The sequence below is a fragment of the Microtetraspora malaysiensis genome, assembly GCF_001528665.1.
In the GTDB taxonomy this organism is placed as follows: domain Bacteria; phylum Actinomycetota; class Actinomycetes; order Streptosporangiales; family Streptosporangiaceae; genus Microtetraspora_A; species Microtetraspora_A malaysiensis.
Map to the genome: position 1 here is coordinate 1 of NZ_BBYJ01000016.1, position 18,795 is coordinate 18,795.

Annotated in this window: 7 protein-coding genes and 1 pseudogene; 1 reads left to right on the plus strand and 7 read right to left on the minus strand. The window is 65.6% G+C overall.

The window, feature by feature from the left end; all coding sequences use genetic code 11:
* Positions 1-1,085: pseudogene (locus tag AWQ71_RS20645) on the plus strand (IS3 family transposase); the annotation flags it as partial.
* 234 nt (positions 1,086-1,319) lie between these two features.
* On the opposite strand, the gene AWQ71_RS20650 reads toward AWQ71_RS20645, so the two are convergent.
* The 7 genes from AWQ71_RS20650 to AWQ71_RS20680 form a co-directional block, all read right to left on the minus strand.
* The gene (locus AWQ71_RS20650) at positions 1,320-1,835 is read right to left on the minus strand and encodes a hypothetical protein (protein ID WP_067135959.1); all 516 of its coding nucleotides are present in this window, start codon (positions 1,833-1,835) and stop codon (positions 1,320-1,322) included.
* Positions 1,807-3,030, minus strand: coding sequence for an McrC family protein (locus tag AWQ71_RS20655; protein ID WP_067135654.1), 1,224 nt, complete (start codon positions 3,028-3,030; stop codon positions 1,807-1,809). The genes AWQ71_RS20650 and AWQ71_RS20655 overlap by 29 nt, the downstream gene beginning before the upstream one ends.
* The gene (locus tag AWQ71_RS20660) at positions 3,027-5,072 is read right to left on the minus strand and encodes an McrB family protein (protein ID WP_067135656.1); all 2,046 of its coding nucleotides are present in this window, start codon (positions 5,070-5,072) and stop codon (positions 3,027-3,029) included. The genes AWQ71_RS20655 and AWQ71_RS20660 overlap by 4 nt, the downstream gene beginning before the upstream one ends.
* 178 nt (positions 5,073-5,250) lie before the next feature.
* Positions 5,251-6,606 (minus strand): ApeA N-terminal domain 1-containing protein, encoded by a 1,356-nt coding sequence (locus AWQ71_RS20665; RefSeq protein WP_067135658.1) that lies wholly within the window; start codon positions 6,604-6,606, stop codon positions 5,251-5,253.
* A gap of 186 nt (positions 6,607-6,792) precedes the next feature.
* Positions 6,793-10,734 carry an Eco57I restriction-modification methylase domain-containing protein gene (locus AWQ71_RS20670; RefSeq protein WP_067135661.1) on the minus strand — a complete coding sequence of 1,314 codons (3,942 nt, stop codon included), beginning with the start codon at positions 10,732-10,734 and terminating at the stop codon, positions 6,793-6,795.
* Positions 10,731-13,586 (minus strand): DUF8741 domain-containing protein, encoded by a 2,856-nt coding sequence (locus AWQ71_RS20675; RefSeq protein ID WP_067135663.1) that lies wholly within the window; start codon positions 13,584-13,586, stop codon positions 10,731-10,733. Before AWQ71_RS20675 ends, AWQ71_RS20670 begins: the two co-directional genes overlap by 4 nt.
* A complete protein-coding gene (locus AWQ71_RS20680) occupies positions 13,583-18,751 on the minus strand; it encodes a DEAD/DEAH box helicase (protein WP_067135665.1) in 5,169 nt (1,722 codons plus the stop codon). The genes AWQ71_RS20675 and AWQ71_RS20680 overlap by 4 nt, the downstream gene beginning before the upstream one ends.
* Positions 18,752-18,795: the final 44 nt, after the last annotated feature.

Here is an 18,795-nt window from a genome sequence, read left to right on the forward strand (position 1 = left end):
CAATCCCAGATCGACGAAGGCACCCGACCAGGCACAACCAGCGATGAATCGGCGGAGCTGAAGCGGCTGCGGCGGGAGAACGCCGAGCTGCGCCGGGCGAATGAGATCCTGAAGGCCGCCTCGGCTTTCTTCGCGGCCGAGCTCGACCGGCCACACACGCACTCGTGACCTTCATCGACGAACACCGTGAGCTGTTCGGTGTCGAGCCGATCTGTCGTGTGCTGAGCGAGCACGGCCTGTCGATCTCTCCCAGCACCTACTACGCCGCCAAGACCCGGCCACCCTCGGCACGGACGATCCGCGATGCCGAGCTGGACGAGCACATCCAGCGGATCCACACCGCCAACTACGGCGTCTACGGCGTCCGCAAGGTCTGGCGGCAACTGCTGCGCGAGGGCCACCAGGTGGCCCGGTGCACCGTCGAGCGGCGGATGCGTGCCCTGGGCCTGCAAGGGGCCCGCCGCGGCAAGAAGATCCGCACCACCACCTCCGACCCTGAACATCAGCGGGCCACCGACCTGGTGAAACGGGACTTCACCGCATCCGGGCCCAATGCCGTGTGGGTCGCGGACTTCACCTACGTTCCCGCCTGGTGCGGCATCGTCTACGTCGCCTTCGTCGTGGACGTGTACTCCCGGGCGATCGTCGGCTGGTCAGCCTCGATGTCCAAGCGCGCCGGCCTGGTGCTGGATGCCCTGGACATGGCGTTGTGGCGGCGTGACCGCTCCGGACGCCCCGCCGGTCCCGGCCTCATCCATCACTCGGATGCCGGCAGTCAATACACCTGTTTCCGCTTCACCACCCACCTGATGACCGCCGGTATCGACGCCTCGATCGGCACGGTGGGCGATGCGCTGGACAACGCGCTGATGGAATCGCAGATCGGCCTGTACAAGACTGAACTGATCAAGCCTCGCGGGCCGTGGCGCAGCTTGGCCGAGGTGGAACTCGCCACCGCGGAATGGGTCGAGTGGTTCAACACGACCCGCCTGCACTCGGCTATCGGCAATGTTCCGCCGGAGGAATACGAAGCCCTCTACTACGCTCAACACCAGTCCAGCGAACCCGTTGGAATCAACCCCTGAGGTCTCCACCGAAGCCGGGGCGGTTCACAATCCGGTCGGATCAGGGCTCTTGGTTAAGGCGCGTTTAGTCACTCCTCAGCTGTGGCCAGCTCAGCCTGGCACGCGACTATCGGCGACGAGCCGGTGTTGGTCCGAATTCACTTCCGTGCATGAAAATCCTGTCTCTCTGCTCTGAGGAGCCGAGGGTGACTTCGACCAGGAGATATAGGCCTCAGGGAAACGGCAGTGATGAAACTAGCTTCTGGGCGTTTTTCGCACAGGCCGGATGTTGGAGAGGTAGCCGGGGACGATCGCAGAGGGCTCGGCGGCAACGGCGGTCAGCTCCTGCCGAAGCAAGTGGGCATCGGCTTCCGTGACTTCCAGCAGTGGGCGTCGCAGGCGGATCGACCATGCGCTCTTGTTGGGGAACGCGTCCATCTTCGGCACGAGGGGCACCAATTCGATGCCGGTGAGGTAAGGCGTGAGGGACTGCAGGTTGATGGCGCAGCCACGAGTGAAGTCACGGCCCGCGATCGTGACTGGCTCCTCGTGCGGAAGGACATCCGAGGTCACCGTGGCCAGGCCGATCACGCGCGTACGGTCCCGGGTCGGGTTGTGCCAGCAGCCGCGCGTGGTCAAGACGAACAGCTCGTCCCCAACTTTGAGCCGGTTCACCTCGCTGCGGCTGGTCGGAGGAAAGGCCATCCGCGACTCCCGCAGTACCCAGGCGACAGCCTCGCGCTCACCGAGGATCAGCAGGTACGAGCTCATGATCGGCACCGTATCGGATGATAGATCGTGCCAGGCGCCCCACAGAGTCGAGCAGTTCCGAGGGCGGCAGCGTGAGATCGAGCGCATGCTGGATGATCTCGATTTCCGCGCGGTGAATTACATGACGGTGCGGTTCGCTGTCCCCCTTGGCGTATATGAGATGCCCGGAGGGGAGACCGAGCACGGTGCAGTACGCGAGCGCCTGGTAGAGGTCATCGTTGTGTCCGCCGGGCCCTGTGGAGATCTTGTACTTGGCATCCACCACGGCTGTCGGCTGCTCCGTGCCGTTGGCGCCTATGACGTATCTGACCAAGTCGGGACGCAGTGGCACTTGCCTCCCGTGGTCGAGATGGTGCTTGCGATCCTGCAGAGCACTGCGTCCTCCGTAGGGGAGGAATGCCTCGGAGAGCGCGACGGTGACGAAGTCCTCGAAGACCCGCCACATCTCGATCAAGAGCCCGTCCACTCGCACGGCCGTGCCGTCGTCGAGTTTGTACGAGGACCCGCGCAGCACGAGTTCCGCGAGCCGCAAGGTGGTGTGGTATCGAGCGTTGAGCCGCGAGGTGCGCCACTGTGGGAGCGGCCGGCCCGGCACCAGTGCCGACACGCCCGTCAGCCGTGACAGAACGTGCCGCAGCAGCCTCCGGGTGGCGACCGTCAGCCCAGGCTGGCGCAGCAGCCGGGCCGTGGCGGCGAGAAGTAGCTGGTTCTCCGCCACGTCAACGGTGAACTCGTCGTAGCGCACTTCGACTGGCAGTGCCAGGCCGTACCGCCGCCTGACCTGGTCAGCCTCGCGGATCCGCCCGCGGACGAACTGCAGCGAATCCTCCAGAGTGCGATAACCCTGGAGGACGCCTTGGCGCAGCGCGCGTTCCGCGACTCGGGCGAAGGCATGCGCGAGCGCGGGAAGGAAGTCCGGCTGCTCGCCGACGTCGATCTCTTCCTGCCGCCATCCACGCAGGGACCGGCTGTAGCCGAAAAGGAAGAGCACCCGGTCGATCGGCGTTTTCGGTTTGATGCGGACTGCGACGCCTCCGATCGTCGCGGCACCGACGTACCCGTTGTCGCGGACTCGCCAGAGCCCGGAGCGTGGACCGGGAGTGATCCGTACGGCTTTCGAGGCCAGCAACGCCGCAACCTGATCCGGCGACAGCGTGAAGTCCCGTGCCGGGCCGCCCTCGACGAGGTCGATCACGAAAGCCCTCGACGCAGGCTCTCCAGGCCATACCGCTCGGCCACGTCGGTGCCGTCGCCGTAGTGATGCTCTTCGAGCAGTGGCAGCACCTGCGTGCGCCAGACGCGCTCGAATCCCTTCACATCGTGATAGATCGCCGGACGCATCAGGTACGACGGGCCGATCTTGAAGTCGCGATCCTCGATACGGGCGTTGAGCTCGTTGAGCAGCCGCGCCGCCTCGTCAGGGAGGTCATGGTGCTCCAGCCAGCGGCGCAGGATGTCTGCCGTCGGTGTCTCCTCGGGATGCAGTTCCACGAAGGCGAACCTCCGCCGCATCGCGGCATCCACCAGGGCGATCGACCGATCGGCCGTGTTCATCGTGCCGATGATGATCAGATTCTTGGGCAGAGTGAATGGCTTGCCCGCCTCGTCCGCCGAGGAGTAGAGCAGGTCGACGGCCTTGCCCCGGTACTCCAGCAGGAAGTACAGCTCGCCGAAAATCTTGGCGATGTTCCCCCGGTTGATCTCGTCGATGATGAGGAGGAAGGGTTCCTCAGGGCGCTGCCGCGCGGCGTCCACCAGCCGGAGCAGCGGGCCGGGCAGCGGCTTGAACACCACCCCTTGCCCGTCGGGCGTCTGGACCGGACGGAAGCCCTCGAAGAAGTCCTCATAGGAGTACGAGGGGTGAAACTGGACCAGCTTCACGTTCTCCGGCTTGCCGTTCGCGAGGTGTTGGGCGAGGTGCTGTGCAATGTACGTTTTTCCCGTTCCCGGCGGCCCGTAAAGGATCAGCTGGGGCCGGTCGCCGAGCAGGTCCACGCATTCCTGCAGCCACTCCTGGTCGACCAGGAGCGCCGCCGCGAGCTCTGCCGTGACATCGGGGAGCGTGACCTCTCGCGCCGGCGATTCGCCTACCTGCGGCTTGACCAGTAGTTCCAGATCGTCGAGGAACTCGGTGAGATCGAGTACGTCGTGCTGAGTTGCCAGCTTGGCGGACATCTCATCCGGCAGGTCGTCGAAGTCGACCGGAGCCTTCCCATTCAGCCATTCGACCGGCCGCTGCAGGTTCGCCCGATTCTCCACGCTCGCCCGGAAGGCCGGGCCGCCGCGCAGGCGGCCGAGGTAGACCTTCCCACCCTCGTTGGTGAGTACCAAATCTCCTTCGCGCATGCGGCTCAGGAAGGCGTGGAACTCCGCGGCCTTCTTCAGCTTGTCGTTGTAGGACCCATGGGCGTAATCCTCGTCGACCGCCGCCTTGACGGCTTCCCGCGACGCTCCCGGCGGCAGCTCCCGCAGTTTTGAGGCGGGCAGCGAGCAGATGCCGTCGGCAAGCCACTCCTGCAGCATGCTCTCGCCATGAACGTTCGAGCCTCGCACGAGCCAGGCCCGCTTCGGCCGCTCGGCCTCGTCGTCGAAGTCGTCGAGCAGCAGTTGATGCAGGTCCGCGCCCGAGAGCCTGCGCGTGGACGGCACTCCGCCGAGGATGGTGTGCAAGCCGTCATCTTCGAGCATCTGCTGCCACTGCTTGCGCAGCTCCTCGTCGGCGTGGGCGGCGTCCGGTATACCGCCGTCAGCGTCCAGAGCCCTGTGCCACCCCACAAGCCGTTCCCCCTGCAGCCATTGCACCAGGCGCGCCTCGTCCAGGCCCGCTTGTGCCGCGAGATCGCCGACCGCGACCCAGCTCCCCTCTGGTACGGCTTCCAGGAGCTGCTTGGCAGTCTCGAATCCCGCTCTGTGCTGATTCCAGTACGTGTAGCCGGCGTGGGCCGCCGCCATGAACGACGACGCGTCGCGATGCTCGTTGAGAGCGACACGGCCAAGCGGAGTCAGCCGCCACTGCCCCTGCGTCTTTATGACCCAGCCCGACTTGACCAGGCCGCCGCTCTTGTATCCGAGTGCGAGCTCAGGCGTGTTGCTCTCGACACCACCCTGATTCCACTGCTCTTGCAGGCCCGGAAGCCGTTCCCTGACGAGTGGCCAGAGCTGGCGGGTCAGGATGCCTTCACGATGTTCGGCCAATATCTGCGCGGCCGTGAACAGGATCTTCTTGGTGAGTTCCATCCGTGATGCCATAGCCAGTAGGTCGATCCTTCCCGGTCTGGCGTTATGTTCCTGATCGTGGTACCGAGGTTCTCGGTCAGTCGTACAGGACTGGTCCGAAAGAGCGTCATGCGGACGAGTTCGCGATTCGAAACGGCTTGCATCTACGGATGAGGCTCTGGCTTCTTCTACGGCACCATCACCCGATCTGCGCAGCGGCTTGGACGCGGGGCCCCAGAAATAGGAAGTCGGGATGTTTCTGGATCCGGTCGAACACGGCGTCTGGGGCCTGGACTTCGCGCAATAGGCACAGCACGAACAGCCAGTAGAGCGACCGGGCGAGGAAGAACTGCGCCGAGCTGGTCTGCTTCACCTGCGTACCGTGCGCGATGTCGTTCCGGTGGCCCTTGACAACCTGAATCCACGCATCGATGTCGTGAACGAGGTCCTGGAACGGCTCTCCGGCCAGGTCGGTGCATCGTTGCATCCGGTCCCTGAAATTGCCGCTCTTATTCTTCGCCTTGTCAAAGGACTCAAGCGCCGCCGCGCAGTTGAGGAACCGGTCCGAGGTGAACATGCTCTTGGCGTACCGGCTGGCGACGACCCGGCCCAGTGCGCTCCGGTATGGCTCGACCCCGTCGAGCCATCTCCCGACACCGTCGATTCCGCCGAACTGCTCATAAGTGAAGTACAGATCGTTCAGGCGCATCGAACCGGGCGTCTGGCTCGTGTCCCGGTTGTTCCACTGTACGAAGAACTGCACCGGCTGGGGGTAGACGTGATCGTCGGCGCGCACGGCGACGTCCGGGTGCCATAAACGCAGGCCGTCGATCTCTGCGGTACGACCTGCCGCGATCGACACGAGGTCCTGCAAGTCGCTGATCCGCTGGATGAGATCACTGGAGGGCTCGACGTCGGATGTGTCGATCCGGAAGTAGAACCGCTGGGCGAGGCTCCGCCTGGTGATCTGATCTCCGCTCACGCGTACGGAGTGCGTCAGCCGCAACCTTGCGCCGCTTTTGAGGCGGACGATCTCATCGTCTAATGGCTCGGCCTGAAGGGTGACCGACTCCGCGTTGGACATCGTCGCGGACGCGGAGATGTAGCTTTCCCCTATCGCTGGTCGCCCGACCCAGTGGGTGAGATAGCGCAGGTCAACGGAGACCGCGTTTCCCGAAGGCGGCTCATCCCCTTCAAAATGCGCCCCCTGGTAGATCTGGCGCACATTGATGGCCTCAGCCGCCCCACCGTTCATCAGGTGGCGTACGGCTTGCGTTTGCACGCAGTCCTCCAAGGTGTACGGCTTGCCGCCCGCCACACCGAGGATTCGTGGGTAAGTGCCGTCACGTTCGATGGACTCGCGTGAGTGGGTGACGGTGATCGTGCCCCTTCTCTCGGTGAGCTCGCCACCGTCGAGAATGCCGCGGAACGCCCCGATCAGCCGCAGCTCGGCCCCGAATTCAGGGTCGAAGCGCAGGGTCCCTGTGACCCGGCGCCCCTCGCGGCCGGGAAGCCACCACTCACCTTCGACCTGAAAGGCCCGCCGAGGCGCCATCCTTGATCACCCTCCTTACTTGGTCAGCCCGGAACCAGCGTGCACGGGCTCACCCGCCATGTGGTTCGGAATTCCACTATTGGCCCGAAAAACGTGCTGGTCTGTAATCTGTCATCGGAGACGATGGCAGCGAATGAGCGAACCGAGCGCCTACTGGGAACTCTCTGAACGCCCAGTGGGCGATTTCTAGCGGGCCGGATGGCGGGGGCCGTGGCCCGGTGGTGGGATGAGCGGGGTCCGGTATGGCTTTCCCCCGTCGATGGCGTCCTGCATCGCTTCGTAGACCTCCAGGATTAGAAGCTTTGTGCGGTATTCGCCGAACTTAGCCTCGTCCTTCCGCTTGACGATCGGGAACGTCTCCATGATGTAGTCCACGTCGTCCCGGGCGACTCCGTAAAGGTGGAAGAACGCCGCATCAAGCTCCGCCCGAATCAGTGCCCGTCGCTCTTCGTCCCATATGAAATGCATGCCATCGTATCCCAGCGCCGAGGCCCAAGGTTTCATATGCTTGTTCGTATATGTCAGCTCGGCCACATGGGGTGAAAAGTCTTCCATAAGGAAGTTTCTAATTTCGGGTATCGGCGTCTGCGACATTATGGTCACGTTGAAGTGCTGTCCTGGGGTTTTCAATTTCGCCATATAGTCATAGGCGAAAGAGTTGATCGCGGCGAGAGCCCAGGCTTGCAGCATCGGGCGATCCTCAACGGAGAAGCCGTTAAGCGGCTGAATCGGTGCGGTGCGAGGAACGACTGTGGCGATCGCCGTATGCGCATCGGTCGCTCGTACGTAATCTCTGACCACTAAAATCCAGTCATTCATCTCACCCTTTCTGGATAGGAATTCGTCGACAATGATGCGAGGTGCATAGAAACGCGGCTGTGCTAGATATGCTTTATTGGCGATGGGGACTTCGGCGGGTTTTCCTTTCTGTCGACTTTCCTTCGTCGCGTCCGCGTAGCTTGCAAAGGCTGAATCGAATTGATGCATCATCTTGCCCTCGAAAAGGGCTATATTGTCTGTACTGAAATCCTCCTCATAGTGATGAGAGAATCCTTCGGATGTGAAGCCGACCCAAGGCTTCACCGAAAGATGTGGCCTGGCTTTGCGTGACATTTGGAGTAGTAGCTCCACGTCGTGGCGGGACTTGCATATAGGAAGCTGTTTAGTAATAGGGTTCAGCTCTTCGAGATCGGTCAGTGGAAATTCGTACACTCGGTCCGGGTTTACTAGCTCTTCTTTTGTACGGATATAGACGCCGACCCGCAAGTTTTCTTGATCGCTGGTAATCGATCCGCCGGTCATCGTCAGGAGCGTGAACTTGGTGGATCGATGGACCGCAGGGAAGATCCCTTCGCTGTTTTCTATGTCCAAGATCCCCTTTATGCGCCGTTTTTTGCGTAGCCATCCCCAGAATTCCTTCATAGGGATTGCGGTTAGTACTGACGTGGGTACGATGAGGCCGATTCTTGCTTGTTCGGATACGAGTCTAAGCGTTAGTTCTGAAAAAGGGCCCTGGGTGGCCAAACGGCCTGCTGCAGTGAGAGGGTAGAGAGAGGATTCTGAAATGAGTTGGGAAACCTCCGCCCGTTCCCGGCGGGTGGTGGTGTAGTCCTTGTGGAGAAGGCTGTCGCCGAGAATTGCCTTGCTAATATTTCTCTTTCGTTCAGCAGTCGTAGTTGCTTCAAGCACCCAAGGGGCGCGCGAAGCAAAGTACTCGTCATCGTCAAATGCAATACGTTCCCATGGGGGATTCCCGAGGACACAGGTGAAGCCGCCTTCCCAGCCGGTGTTGGTGCTGACATCCGCACCGGAGCCGCCAACGCGGAAGACCTCGGGGAACTCAAGGTGCCAGTGGAAGAAGCGGTATCGCCCGATCAGCCTCCGCAGTTCCTCGGCACGTTCAGGTGCCAGTGAGGCACCGCTTTCCAGGCTGCGGATGGTTGCTGTGGTGATTACCTCGGGCGCCTCAGTGTGCTTGCGCCAGACGAATGCGGCACACCAGGCGTCGGCAACCCGGCGAGCCTGGATGAGGGCTTCGGAGTTCTCCAGTTTGCGAAAGCGCCGCTCCTGCTCCCGGACATCGGCGACGCTGGACACCGGCATCGTGGCCAGAGCACGAGCCGTTTGGGCGAGCTTCTCGTAGCCCGGAAGCTCGGCCTCATCGAACAGCGCCTCCTGCCCTCCACGGCGTGTGCCGCTGGACTCCCGCGATGCACGCTGTATCTCGCGCGCGTTCCGCTTCTTCAGTTCGCCCGCGACGCTCTTGTCGTCGCCTTCGATCGGCTTGAACGCGCCGTCGGGGATGCCGGCGGCGATGAGCCTTGGGGTGGCGCCCAGGAGGGCGTTGCCGACCTTGATGTGGGCGTCGAGGAACGCCAGCGGCTTTCCGGGCTCCAGCGACTCGATCCACAGCGACACCTTGGCCAACTCGGCGGCAAGCGGGTTGATGTCCACGCCGTAGATGCACGCCGCGACGACCTTGCGCATGGCCTTGCGCACGGCCTTCGGCACCGGCTCGTCCTCGCCGGTGGCCATCGCCGCATATCGCTTGGCGATCCGCCGGGCTGCGGCGACCAGGAAGTGGCCCGACCCACAGGCCGGATCGCAGACCGTGATCTTCAGCAAGTCGTCGGCCACACCGGACTTCGCGTGTTCGTCAATGACTGGGTTGAGCGCTGTGTCCAGCAGCGACTCGATCAGCGAGCTGGGTGTGTAGTACGACCCCGTGGTCTTGCGGTCGTTCCCGGAGACCTTCTCCCGTAGCTCGAACTTCGGGCCCATGCCATTGGATTCGGCGTACGGCACGAATTGCAGCAGCGACTCGTAGACGCTGCCGAGCTCCTCAGCCCCCAGGTGCTGGTAGTCGACGTCGCGAGGGCGGCCGTCCTTGGCCCGGACCGTGCACATCTTCCGCACGGCCGTGAGCAGCGCCTCATTGGGGAGGTCGCACCACAAGAGCTGGTCCGGGCGGGGTTCGCCGGTCAGGACCCGCGCGTCGCTGGCCGTACGGAAGAACAGGCCGCCGAGGCCGGGCAGGGCTAGCGCGGGGAGGCCGTTGTCGTCGCCGAGGGCAGCGATGACCTTCGCGATCGTCTTCCACAGGTCACTGTGCCGGTCGCCGGATCGGCGGATGGCGAGGCGGCGGAGGCGGCGGCTGGAGAAGAACGTCGCATACCGGTCCATCGCCTCCTGCGCCGCGTCCGGGTCGAGGAGAGCGCCCCGATCCTCGGCGACGAAGATGAAGATGAGCTGGTAGGCCAACCGCAGCAGCTCGTGATGGAACTCCTCGCGGCTGAGTCTGGCGGAGGAAAGCTGCTCCCGCAGTTTCGGGTTGGCGATCAGGAAGCCGGTGCCGAGTGCCTCCAGTGCCTCCTTCACTCCGTCGCGGAGCTGGTCGCGGGCTCGCAGCCCGGTCTCGGCTGCGAAGGCCCGCCACTTCTCCAGCCAGCAGTCCGCGCAGGTAGGCACGGACTCGTCACCAGCGATCAGTTCGAAGCGCGAGGCGTGCAGCAGCGTGTAGAGCAGCACGAATTCCGAGTACAGCTCGCCATCGAAGATCGCTTCGAGGTCGAACTCGACGTACGCGGAGCCCACCAGGGCGGTGGAGTCGCGCAGGATGCGCAGCCGCCGGCCGTTGGAGAGCACGCCCCACAGGTGGTCGTCGGAGAGGTTGAGGAACTCCTGCAGCATCGACTGCGGTGCTCGCCTGATGACCCCGGGCACGTTCTTGTCGAGCTCTGTGTTCCAGCCGAGCAGGTGCATCGGCACGCTGTGCCACAGGTGGGAGATCGGGAACTCCTTCTCGCCCGCCTGAAGACCGCCGCGGTTGAACGGCACCCGGCCGAAGCCGAGCTCGTTCAGCAGCACCAGCAGCCAGCGGTCACGGGTGAGGGAGGTTCCGGTATCTCCTGCGGGAAGCTTCGCCAGCTTCTCTAGGAAGGCCCGGTAGGCGCCGAGCAGGTAATCCCAACGGCGGCTGGCGGCGTCGCCGAGTCGTTCCGCCTCCGCGAGGTGGTAGTCCTCGGGCCGCATGCCGGGCAGCTCTCGGTCGGCGGCGGCGATCCGGGAGAGCACGTCCTGCGGCAGCAGGCTGCCCTGGACGTCGACGGCGAGGTAGGCGTTCTTCATCGGGCACCACCGGCGGGAAGGTAGACGTAAACACCGAGGACGTCGGCGGGATGGTTGGCGGTCACCTTCAGTCCTCTCGACCCGACACCGATCGCGCCGCGAACGCGCTGGTGGGACTCGACGAGTCGTGCGGCCAGCCCGTCGCCACGGGCGTTCAGTGCCTCAGCGAACTCGGGGGCCAGCTCGCGCGTGATCCCCCCGGTCTCCTCGTCCTTGGTCTCGGTGACGAGCTCGGTGATGACCCGCTCCGCCGTCCGGCGGACCAGCTCGGGCAGCGTGTTCTCTGGCTTCGCGGCCAGCAAAGCGTCGATCTCATCCGCGCCGAGCCACTCGCGGCCAGTCGCCCCACTCCGGTAGCCGACGACCTGGGCGTCCTCGGCGACGATCGTCCGGCCGCCCGACGTTCCGGTACGGCCTGGCAGCGTCACGTGGAAGCGGTAGCGGACCAGCAGCAGCACCGTCCGGGAGAAGACCGCGTCGGTGCGGATGACACCGCTGCGCCGGGCCGGGCCGATGCCGTCGAGCGCCGAGTCCAGCACGGTCCTGGCCAAGGTGCGGACCATGGGGTCGGTCCGGACCAGGGCATGGCTGCCTGGAGGTGCCGGGATGTCGGGGTGGAAGCTGAGTGTCTCGGCCTTGCCGTCGAAGCTCAGGCCGAGCGCGTGCCGCACCGGGATGGGAAGCTGCCGGGTGTCGGCGCGGAACCCGTCCGGGTGAGAGTCGATGATTGCGCCGAACCCGGAAAGCGCCTCCCGAGTGAAGCGGGACACGTCTGCCGAGCTGCCGAGTGCGGCCCGGATCTCGGCGACCTCGCGCTGCACCTCCTCCAGCTTCACGCCGGAGTGGGCGTACTTGGTGAGCGCCTTGGATTCGCGATCGGCGGCGCTCTCCCAGGCGCGGTGCACCTGGTCGCGCGTTTTGGTCACGCCGAGATCGAGGTCGAGCTGGTCCTGGTTGTCGTCGCTGCGCAGCAGCAGGCCCTCGACCAGTGCCTTGATGACGTCGTCGCCCCCGGTTGGGATAGGTACGGCGACGCCGGTCTGCCGCGCGATCGTGCGGTGCTTGCGGATCAGCACGTCGAGGACGACACCGTCGATGCCGTTGTCCAGGCCGTAGAGGGTGACCGCACGCACGAGCGGGCTGCGCTGGCCGAACCGGTCGACGCGTCCTTCGCGCTGCTCATGGCGGGTGGGGTTCCAGGCCAGGTCGTAGTGGATGACGGCCTGGAAGTTCTCCTGCAGGTTGACACCTTCAGAGAGGCAGTCGGTCGCGACCAGCACGTGCCGCCCCGGCTCCTGAGCGAGGTCGCGGATGGCCTCCTGCCGGGCTTCAGGCGGAAGTTGCCCGGTGACATGGCGCACGTGCGCCTTCTTGCCGAGGGTCTTCGCCAGGTGCTCCGCGACGTACTCGGCGGTGGGGATGAACCGGCAGAAGACGATGGGGTCGTAGCCGTCGGCAAGTAGGGCCTTGACCTCGGCGATCAGCGCGGCGAGCTTCGCGTCGTCCTGCGGGCCCTCGATCTTGCGGAAGGCGCGTGCCAGACGCTTGAGCCGTTCGCTGTCATCTCCTTCGCCGGTACGGCCGCCGGCCGCCGCGTCGATGCCCTCCAGGGCCTCCTCGTCCGTGAGATCCAGCACGCTGGAGCGGCCGAGCTCGTCGGCCTCGGTCTCGCTCTCCGCGGCGACCGTCGCCGACCGCGTCTCCAAGGTGGCCGCGGCAGCGCGGGGGGAGGAGGCCACCGAGCGCAGCAGCGCGAGCGCGGACCACCAGGAAACGCGCTGGCGCAGCCCGCTTCCGGGCTTGCGGACCGTCTCGCGGGCGTAGCCCAGCACCTGTCGGGCCAGTCGGCCGTACTCGCCGGTCAGGGTGTAGGAGACGTCGCGGACCTGGCGGTCCTGGGGGAAGGGCGTCTCCTGGTCGAGGTATCGGCGGATGTCGCGTCGGCGGCGTTGCACGAAGTGCCTGGCGAGGGCCTCCCGGCCCTTCACGTCCTCGAGGTCCAGCGTCGCCAGGGCGGGGTCGAGCAGGCCGATGAGGTCGCGGAAAGCGTCCTCTTTGCCGCTGTGCGGGGTGGCGGTGACCAGCAGCATGTGCCGCGTGCGGTCGGTGGCGAGCTCCTGCAGCAGCCGGTAGCGGAGCTGGCTCTGCTTGCTCGACGACCCGGCGGCCACGCAGGTGTGGGCCTCGTCGACGATCACCAGGTCGGGGCAGGTCCGGACGAATTGCTGGTAGCGACGGTCGGACTTGATGAAGTCCAGCGAGACCACGGTGATTGGGTGCCGCTCGAAGATGGACTCGTCGAGGCGCAGCTCGCGCTCCAGCCGGGTGGCGGTGGATGGCAGCACGAGCGTGGCCTCGATGGCGAACTTGTCGCGCAACTCGGCCTGCCATTGCTCGGCCAGTGCGGGGGAGCAGAGCACGGTCAGGCCGTTCGCCTCGCCGCGCTCCAGCAGCTCCTTGGCGATCAGCCCGGACTCGACGGTCTTGCCGATGCCGACGTCGTCGCCGATCAGCAGCCGTATGGTCGGCATGCGCAACGCAAGCAGCAGCGGGACAAGCTGGTATTGCCGCGGCTCGACGGCGATCGACGCGAGCGAGCGGAATGGTCCCGCCCCGGACGTGAACCCGATCCGCAACGCCGTACGCAGGAGTCCGGCTGCGGCGTTGTCTCCGACCTCGTCCGGAGTGGGTGGAGGGAAGGTCGCGTCGCTGACCTCGTCGGCGAAGAGGCAGGCGTCGAAATCGGTGTCGCCGTTCAGCGGGCGGGCGACGAGGAAGTCGTCACCGCTACCGGGCTGAACGACCCACTCACGTCCTCGGGCGGTCACCAGGGAACCGACGTCGTAGCTCATCGGCCGCTCCGTCCGGTGCCGAAGACGCTCGGATACCTGCGCACGATTTCGTCCCACTCCTCGTCGTGTCGGAATCTGATGACCAGCCACCCCAGATCCATCAGGCGGTCTTCCGCCTCAATGTCGCGCTCGTGCACGTGCGGAGCGTCATGATGGGGACCGTCAACGAAAATGGCGATATTTCCGCCCTTGGTGCGGTAGATGAAGTCGGGCTTCGCCCGGGCGTCGGCGACCAGTTCCTGCGATCCGTCCGGGAGCCGGTACTCTCCGGCCCGCAGGAAGTTCACGAAGTCGCGCTCAAGCTCGCTGCCGGATGCGTTGCGGAGGCTGCCCACGTGCTCCTCGGCTGTGCGGTGGCCGGAGGACGGCCGAGTCTGCGCCGCCGCCAGTTCGCGCAGAATCTCTATGACGGCGAGCCGGTCGATCTGCTCGTGCCAGAACTGGTTCGTATAGGAGAGCAGGCAGTCGTAGCAGCCGCGCTCGCACCGCTCCCGCGCGCCCGGCGCGTGGCCCAGATCCTCACCGGTCGCCGGGTCGACATGGATGATCTCGAGTGCTCTCCTGGCCACTTTGCCCAGCGCGTCCCAGTCGTCGTGTAACCGGCGCAGGACACCGGCACCGCCCTCGGCGCTCTCGATGAAGAGCATCCGCGCGCGGTCGTGAGGGTCGGGCAGCTCCTCACTGGTGAGCTCGGCGTCCTCCAGCTGGAACTCGGCCTCGATGCCGCGCTCCAGGGCGTACCGGAGCGTGGTGGTCGCGGTGGGGGAGACGGGCTGGGTGAGCCGGATCACGCAGATGTTCTTCCGGTCCTCCACGAAGGGGACGACCTTCAGTACACGCTGCGCCTCCTCGGCCGAGGTCAAGCCCTCGTCCTCCGGGGCTCGCTCGGATGCCTTCGACTCGCTGAGCCATCGGCCCCGGATCGGGTCGAGCCAGTAGCCGACATCGTTTCGATTGCGCCGTCCCTTGTGGCCGCGGTTGAGCACTCGGACCGTGGCGGTGTCGCCGTACACCAGTTCGGCCAGGGAGCCGTCGGCCCCCTCGACGCCGGCCTGGAGACGGCCGGAGCGGCCGGCGCCGTGCGTGCTGAAGCGGTACGTCGTCTGCAGCTCGAACCCGGCGCGGCGTCGTTCCTCCTCGTCGGAGGAGATGCGCTGGCGAAGAACCGTGTGCACGGTCTGCAGATGCATGAGGCCCGCGAGGGAGCCGCCCAGCTCTGCATCGCACTCGTCGCAGGTGTCCGCGCCCGCCTGCCGATCGTGCCAGTAGCCGCATTCGGCGCAGACTCGGGCCTCGGCGGTGGCGACGTCGCCGGACTCCCCGGCCGGCACCTGGATGCTGGCCACCTGGTAGCGCTGCCCCTCGTGGTAGATCAGCGCGCCTGGGCCGAACTCGCCGATCGCGATGAAGCGGGGGCGTTGCACGTAGGTGCCCCGCTGCTTGCGCCCCGGGATGTACGCGGCAAGAGGGAGACGTGGGAAGGAGTAGCCAGGGAGGAACCCCTCGGACGCGAAGTAGCGGTAGGTGTAGAAGTCGCTGAACTGCTGCTCGCTGTCCTCGTTCTTGAGTAGCCGCAGCTGGTTCTCCGCCTGGAGGCGGCGCTGCTGCGCCTGCCGCCTGGCTCCCGGAGTGGAGGCGTGGTCCAGAACCCGGCGGTTTTGCTCCGCCTGTTCAGCGATGGCTGCCCGGTAAAGGTCGCGCCACCTTCCGCAGGCGGCATCGAATCTCTCCGCGGCCCCACGCACGGTGTCCTCGATCCAGCCCTCGTACCACCAGGCGCTCTTACCGAGCCGCTCCCGCTCGAGGATCGTGGCGAGCATGCGCGTCGCGCGCGGTACAGCTCGGCGGCGGGCGCTTTCGTCGGTGAGTTGCAGCCGGATGTGCTCGTGGATGGGTAAGTCGTCGGGTCGCGAGATGTCGATGACATCGGTCATCTGGCTGTGCAGGTGAACGCCGGTTTCGGCTAGCCAGACCGCGTGGACGTGCGAGCGGACCAGGTCCTCGTTGGTGAGGTCGAGCCGAGGCGGTTGGACGCTGCCCGCGACCATCAGGTCGCTGCGCCGGAAGTAGTACTGGTCGTGCGAGCTGCCCGTGGAACAGTACGTCGTGATGAGCGCGGGCTGGCCGCTCCGTCCCGCCCGGCCCGAGCGCTGCGCATAGTTCGCGGGAGTCGGCGGGACATTCCGCATGGCCACCGAGTTCAGGGTGGCGATGTCGACACCCAGCTCCATCGTGGGCGAGCAGTAGAGCAGGGGAAGCTTCCCCTCGCGGAATTGCTGCTCGCGTTCCTGACGGTCCTCGGTCCGTACCTGGGCGGTGTGCTCGGCTGCGTGAACGCCCACCAAGTCCGTGGCGACCTGCGTGTAGAGGTTGCGGAAGAACCGGTTGACGCGGGCGCCGACTTCTGGGTCCACCGTCTTGCGGAGCGGGTCGGAGGCGCCAGTCGAACCGTCTCCGGCCCTCCAGATCAGCTCGGAGGACTTCAGCCGATACCCCTTAGCCCTGTCTCGACCCTCCTCGACCTGGATGAGCAGGCCGTACTTCGTAAGCGTCTCCAGCAGATCGGCAATGACAAGCTGGGCATCGTCGATGCCCAGCTTGTGGCCGAAGTTGGGGAACGCTCCATGGCGGCGCAGATAGGCACCGAGCGCGGAACGGCCGGTGAAGTTGACCCGGTCGCGGCTCTCACCTGGCCTGCCGGGCTGGGCGAAGACAGTGCGGGCGTTGTCACGGCTGCCGCCGTCGGTGAGCGTCCATGCTCCGGTGAGGTGCTGGGTGCTTTGCTTGAGGATCCGTTCGTACCCCTCGGGGGTGAGCTCTTCCACGTCAACGGCCAGCGCTCGACGCATCTCGTCCAGGACAAGACGAGCCAGCTCCGCCCGATGGGCGGCATCGGCCGTACGCAGCACGGGGTTTGTCCAGTGCTCGGTGTCGGCCGCGATCTCGTCGAGGGCGATGTAGTCGAACCTGAGCAGGCCGGTCTGTTCCAGGTTCGGCATGGTGATGCGCCAGCCGCGCTCCAGGTCGAGATAGATCAGGTACGCGAGGACACTCCGGAACGCCTTGAGCACCGCCTCCTTCTGGCCGAACTTCACCTCGGGGTTGAGCGCGAACGCGCTGAGCGGCAGATTCATCGCCTTGGCGACTCGCTGGGCGACATCGTCATGCCGCAGCCCGTCCTCGCCCGCGGCCTTGGCGGCGTGGTAGAGCGCGCCACGGAGCTGAGCCACTTGGACGAAGTCGTTCAGGTGTCCCGCCTGGAGGCTTGCGTCCTGCCGGTTGTCGACGAAGGTGAGCAGCTTGCGAGCCTCCTCGTCGAGTTGCTTGCGCTCGCTCTGCTCACGAAGACTGCGCACGATGCTGGTGCTGATGATTGAGACTGCCGAGCTGCGTCCCTCGGTGGCGAAGGTGGCGAGCTTGGCGAAGTCACGCCCCCGGCTCTGCTCGTACGCCACCCGGCAGCGGAGGCAGAACCGGAACGGCGATGGGACGTACCACGCCTGCAGGCCCTCACCTCGCGGTACCTCGGACCCGCCGGGGCCAAGCCACACTTCTCGCGGTAGGCGATCGCTCATGTACGGACGCACCTGCGTGCCACCGTCCGCGGCGGGCTCCAGCCACGAATCCGGCAGTCTGCTTTCCTGTACGGGATCGGCCGGCCACGGATGGGTGGTGCTGATGTAGAGGTAGCCGTTGACGGCGTCACCGCCGACGACGTTGGCTTCCTGGCGTGCGCTGTAGCTGCCGTCCTTGTTCTTCACGACGACCGCGTACTCCTGGCCGCACTCCCGGCAGAACGCCAGGGGGAGCAGGATCTTCTCGCGTTCGCCGGGGACGCTCACCTGGTACTGGCTGGTGATGTAGCGCTCGTCCTCGGGCTCCAGGCTGACGTAGGTCGTATCGCCCTTGGATAGGAACTGGTGCAGACGAAACGCGAACAGCGGTCTCCCGGTTTCGGGGTGTTGTGCGCGCGCCCCTTCCTGCAGCAGCCGTTCGATCGCCGTGGCGCACTCGCTGACTGGACGGCTGGTTGCCTCGTGCAGCGCCTCCGCCGCGGTAGCGACCTTCGCGGGACGCCGCCTGGTCAACCTGCCGCTGCCGGATTCGGCGGCGAGCCCGAACTCCGACTCGATCCAGCACGCCAGAGGGTCGTCGGCGAGTTCGCCGTAAGACCTGTCGCTGCCCGCCCGCGCCATGCCGGCGATCAGTTCCGCGGCGGCCGGGTCCTTGTCGGCCGTGGCCCGTACGAGGGTTTCACCGATCACCCGCTCGGGGCTGACCGGCGTGCCGAACAGGCGGGTGGCGACCTCGGCCACGACTTCCTGTGCTTCGGCGAAGGTTCGCGTGGTGGCCATGGTCGCCGAAGTGCCGACGCACTGCAGGTCGGGGGCGTCGCACGCATCGCGTAGGCGGCGTACGAGGAGGCCGACGTCCGCACCCTGTCGGCCCCGGTAGGTGTGCAGCTCGTCGAGAACGAGGAAACGCAGGCCCTGGGCTGCTCCGATCAGCGCCCTGCGCTCATCGGGCCTGGTGAGCAGGTATTCCAGCATCACATAGTTGGTGAGCAGGATGTCCGGCTTGCGGGCCAGGATGCGGTTGCGCTGCTCGTCGCTCTCTTGCCCGGTGTAGCGGGCGAAGCTGACGGGACGTTCACCTCGTGGAAGGCCCCATTCGAGAAAGCGCTCCAGCTCGTAGAGCTGGCTGTTGGCGAGCGCGTTCATCGGATAGACGACGATCGCCTTGACCCGGCCGGGCTCGGGATTCCGGAGGACGGAGTCGACGATGGGCACCATGTAGGTGAGGCTCTTGCCAGAGCCCGTTCCGGTCGTCAGCACGTAGCTGCCGCCGTCGCGGGCGGCCTCCACTGCCTCCCGCTGATGCCGGTGAAGGGAGATGGGACGAGCCCCTGGATCGTTCCCATCAGCCTTTATGCGGAAGAGACGCTTGCACATCGGGTGCAGCAGGCCGCTCTCGACTAGCTCGGAGATCGTGCCGCCACCGGCGAAGCTCGGGTTCAGCGACACCCAGGGGTAGGGCCAACGGACCCGGGCCTGGCGCTCGTCTGCAAGGTGCTTGCCTATCCGTTCATCGCGGACGTGAACGAGCGACGTGGTGAACTCGTCGTAGTCAGCAATGAGCCGCTCGTGTACCTGGAAGACATCCATCGCCAGGCAACTGCTCCATTTCTGCCATTGAGGGCGAAATGTCC

Bases quoted from the DNA above. Each gene is read 5' to 3' on its own strand.
- AWQ71_RS20650 (WP_067135959.1), bottom strand. From the start codon at position 1,835: ATGAGCTCGTACCTGCTGATCCTCGGTGAGCGCGAGGCTGTCGCCTGG.
- AWQ71_RS20660 (WP_067135656.1), bottom strand. From the start codon at position 5,072: ATGGAACTCACCAAGAAGATCCTGTTCACGGCCGCGCAGATATTGGCC.
- AWQ71_RS20665 (WP_067135658.1), bottom strand. From the start codon at position 6,606: ATGGCGCCTCGGCGGGCCTTTCAGGTCGAAGGTGAGTGGTGGCTTCCC.
- AWQ71_RS20670 (WP_067135661.1), bottom strand. From the start codon at position 10,734: ATGAAGAACGCCTACCTCGCCGTCGACGTCCAGGGCAGCCTGCTGCCG.
- AWQ71_RS20675 (WP_067135663.1), bottom strand. From the start codon at position 13,586: ATGAGCTACGACGTCGGTTCCCTGGTGACCGCCCGAGGACGTGAGTGG.
- AWQ71_RS20680 (WP_067135665.1), bottom strand. From the start codon at position 18,751: ATGGATGTCTTCCAGGTACACGAGCGGCTCATTGCTGACTACGACGAG.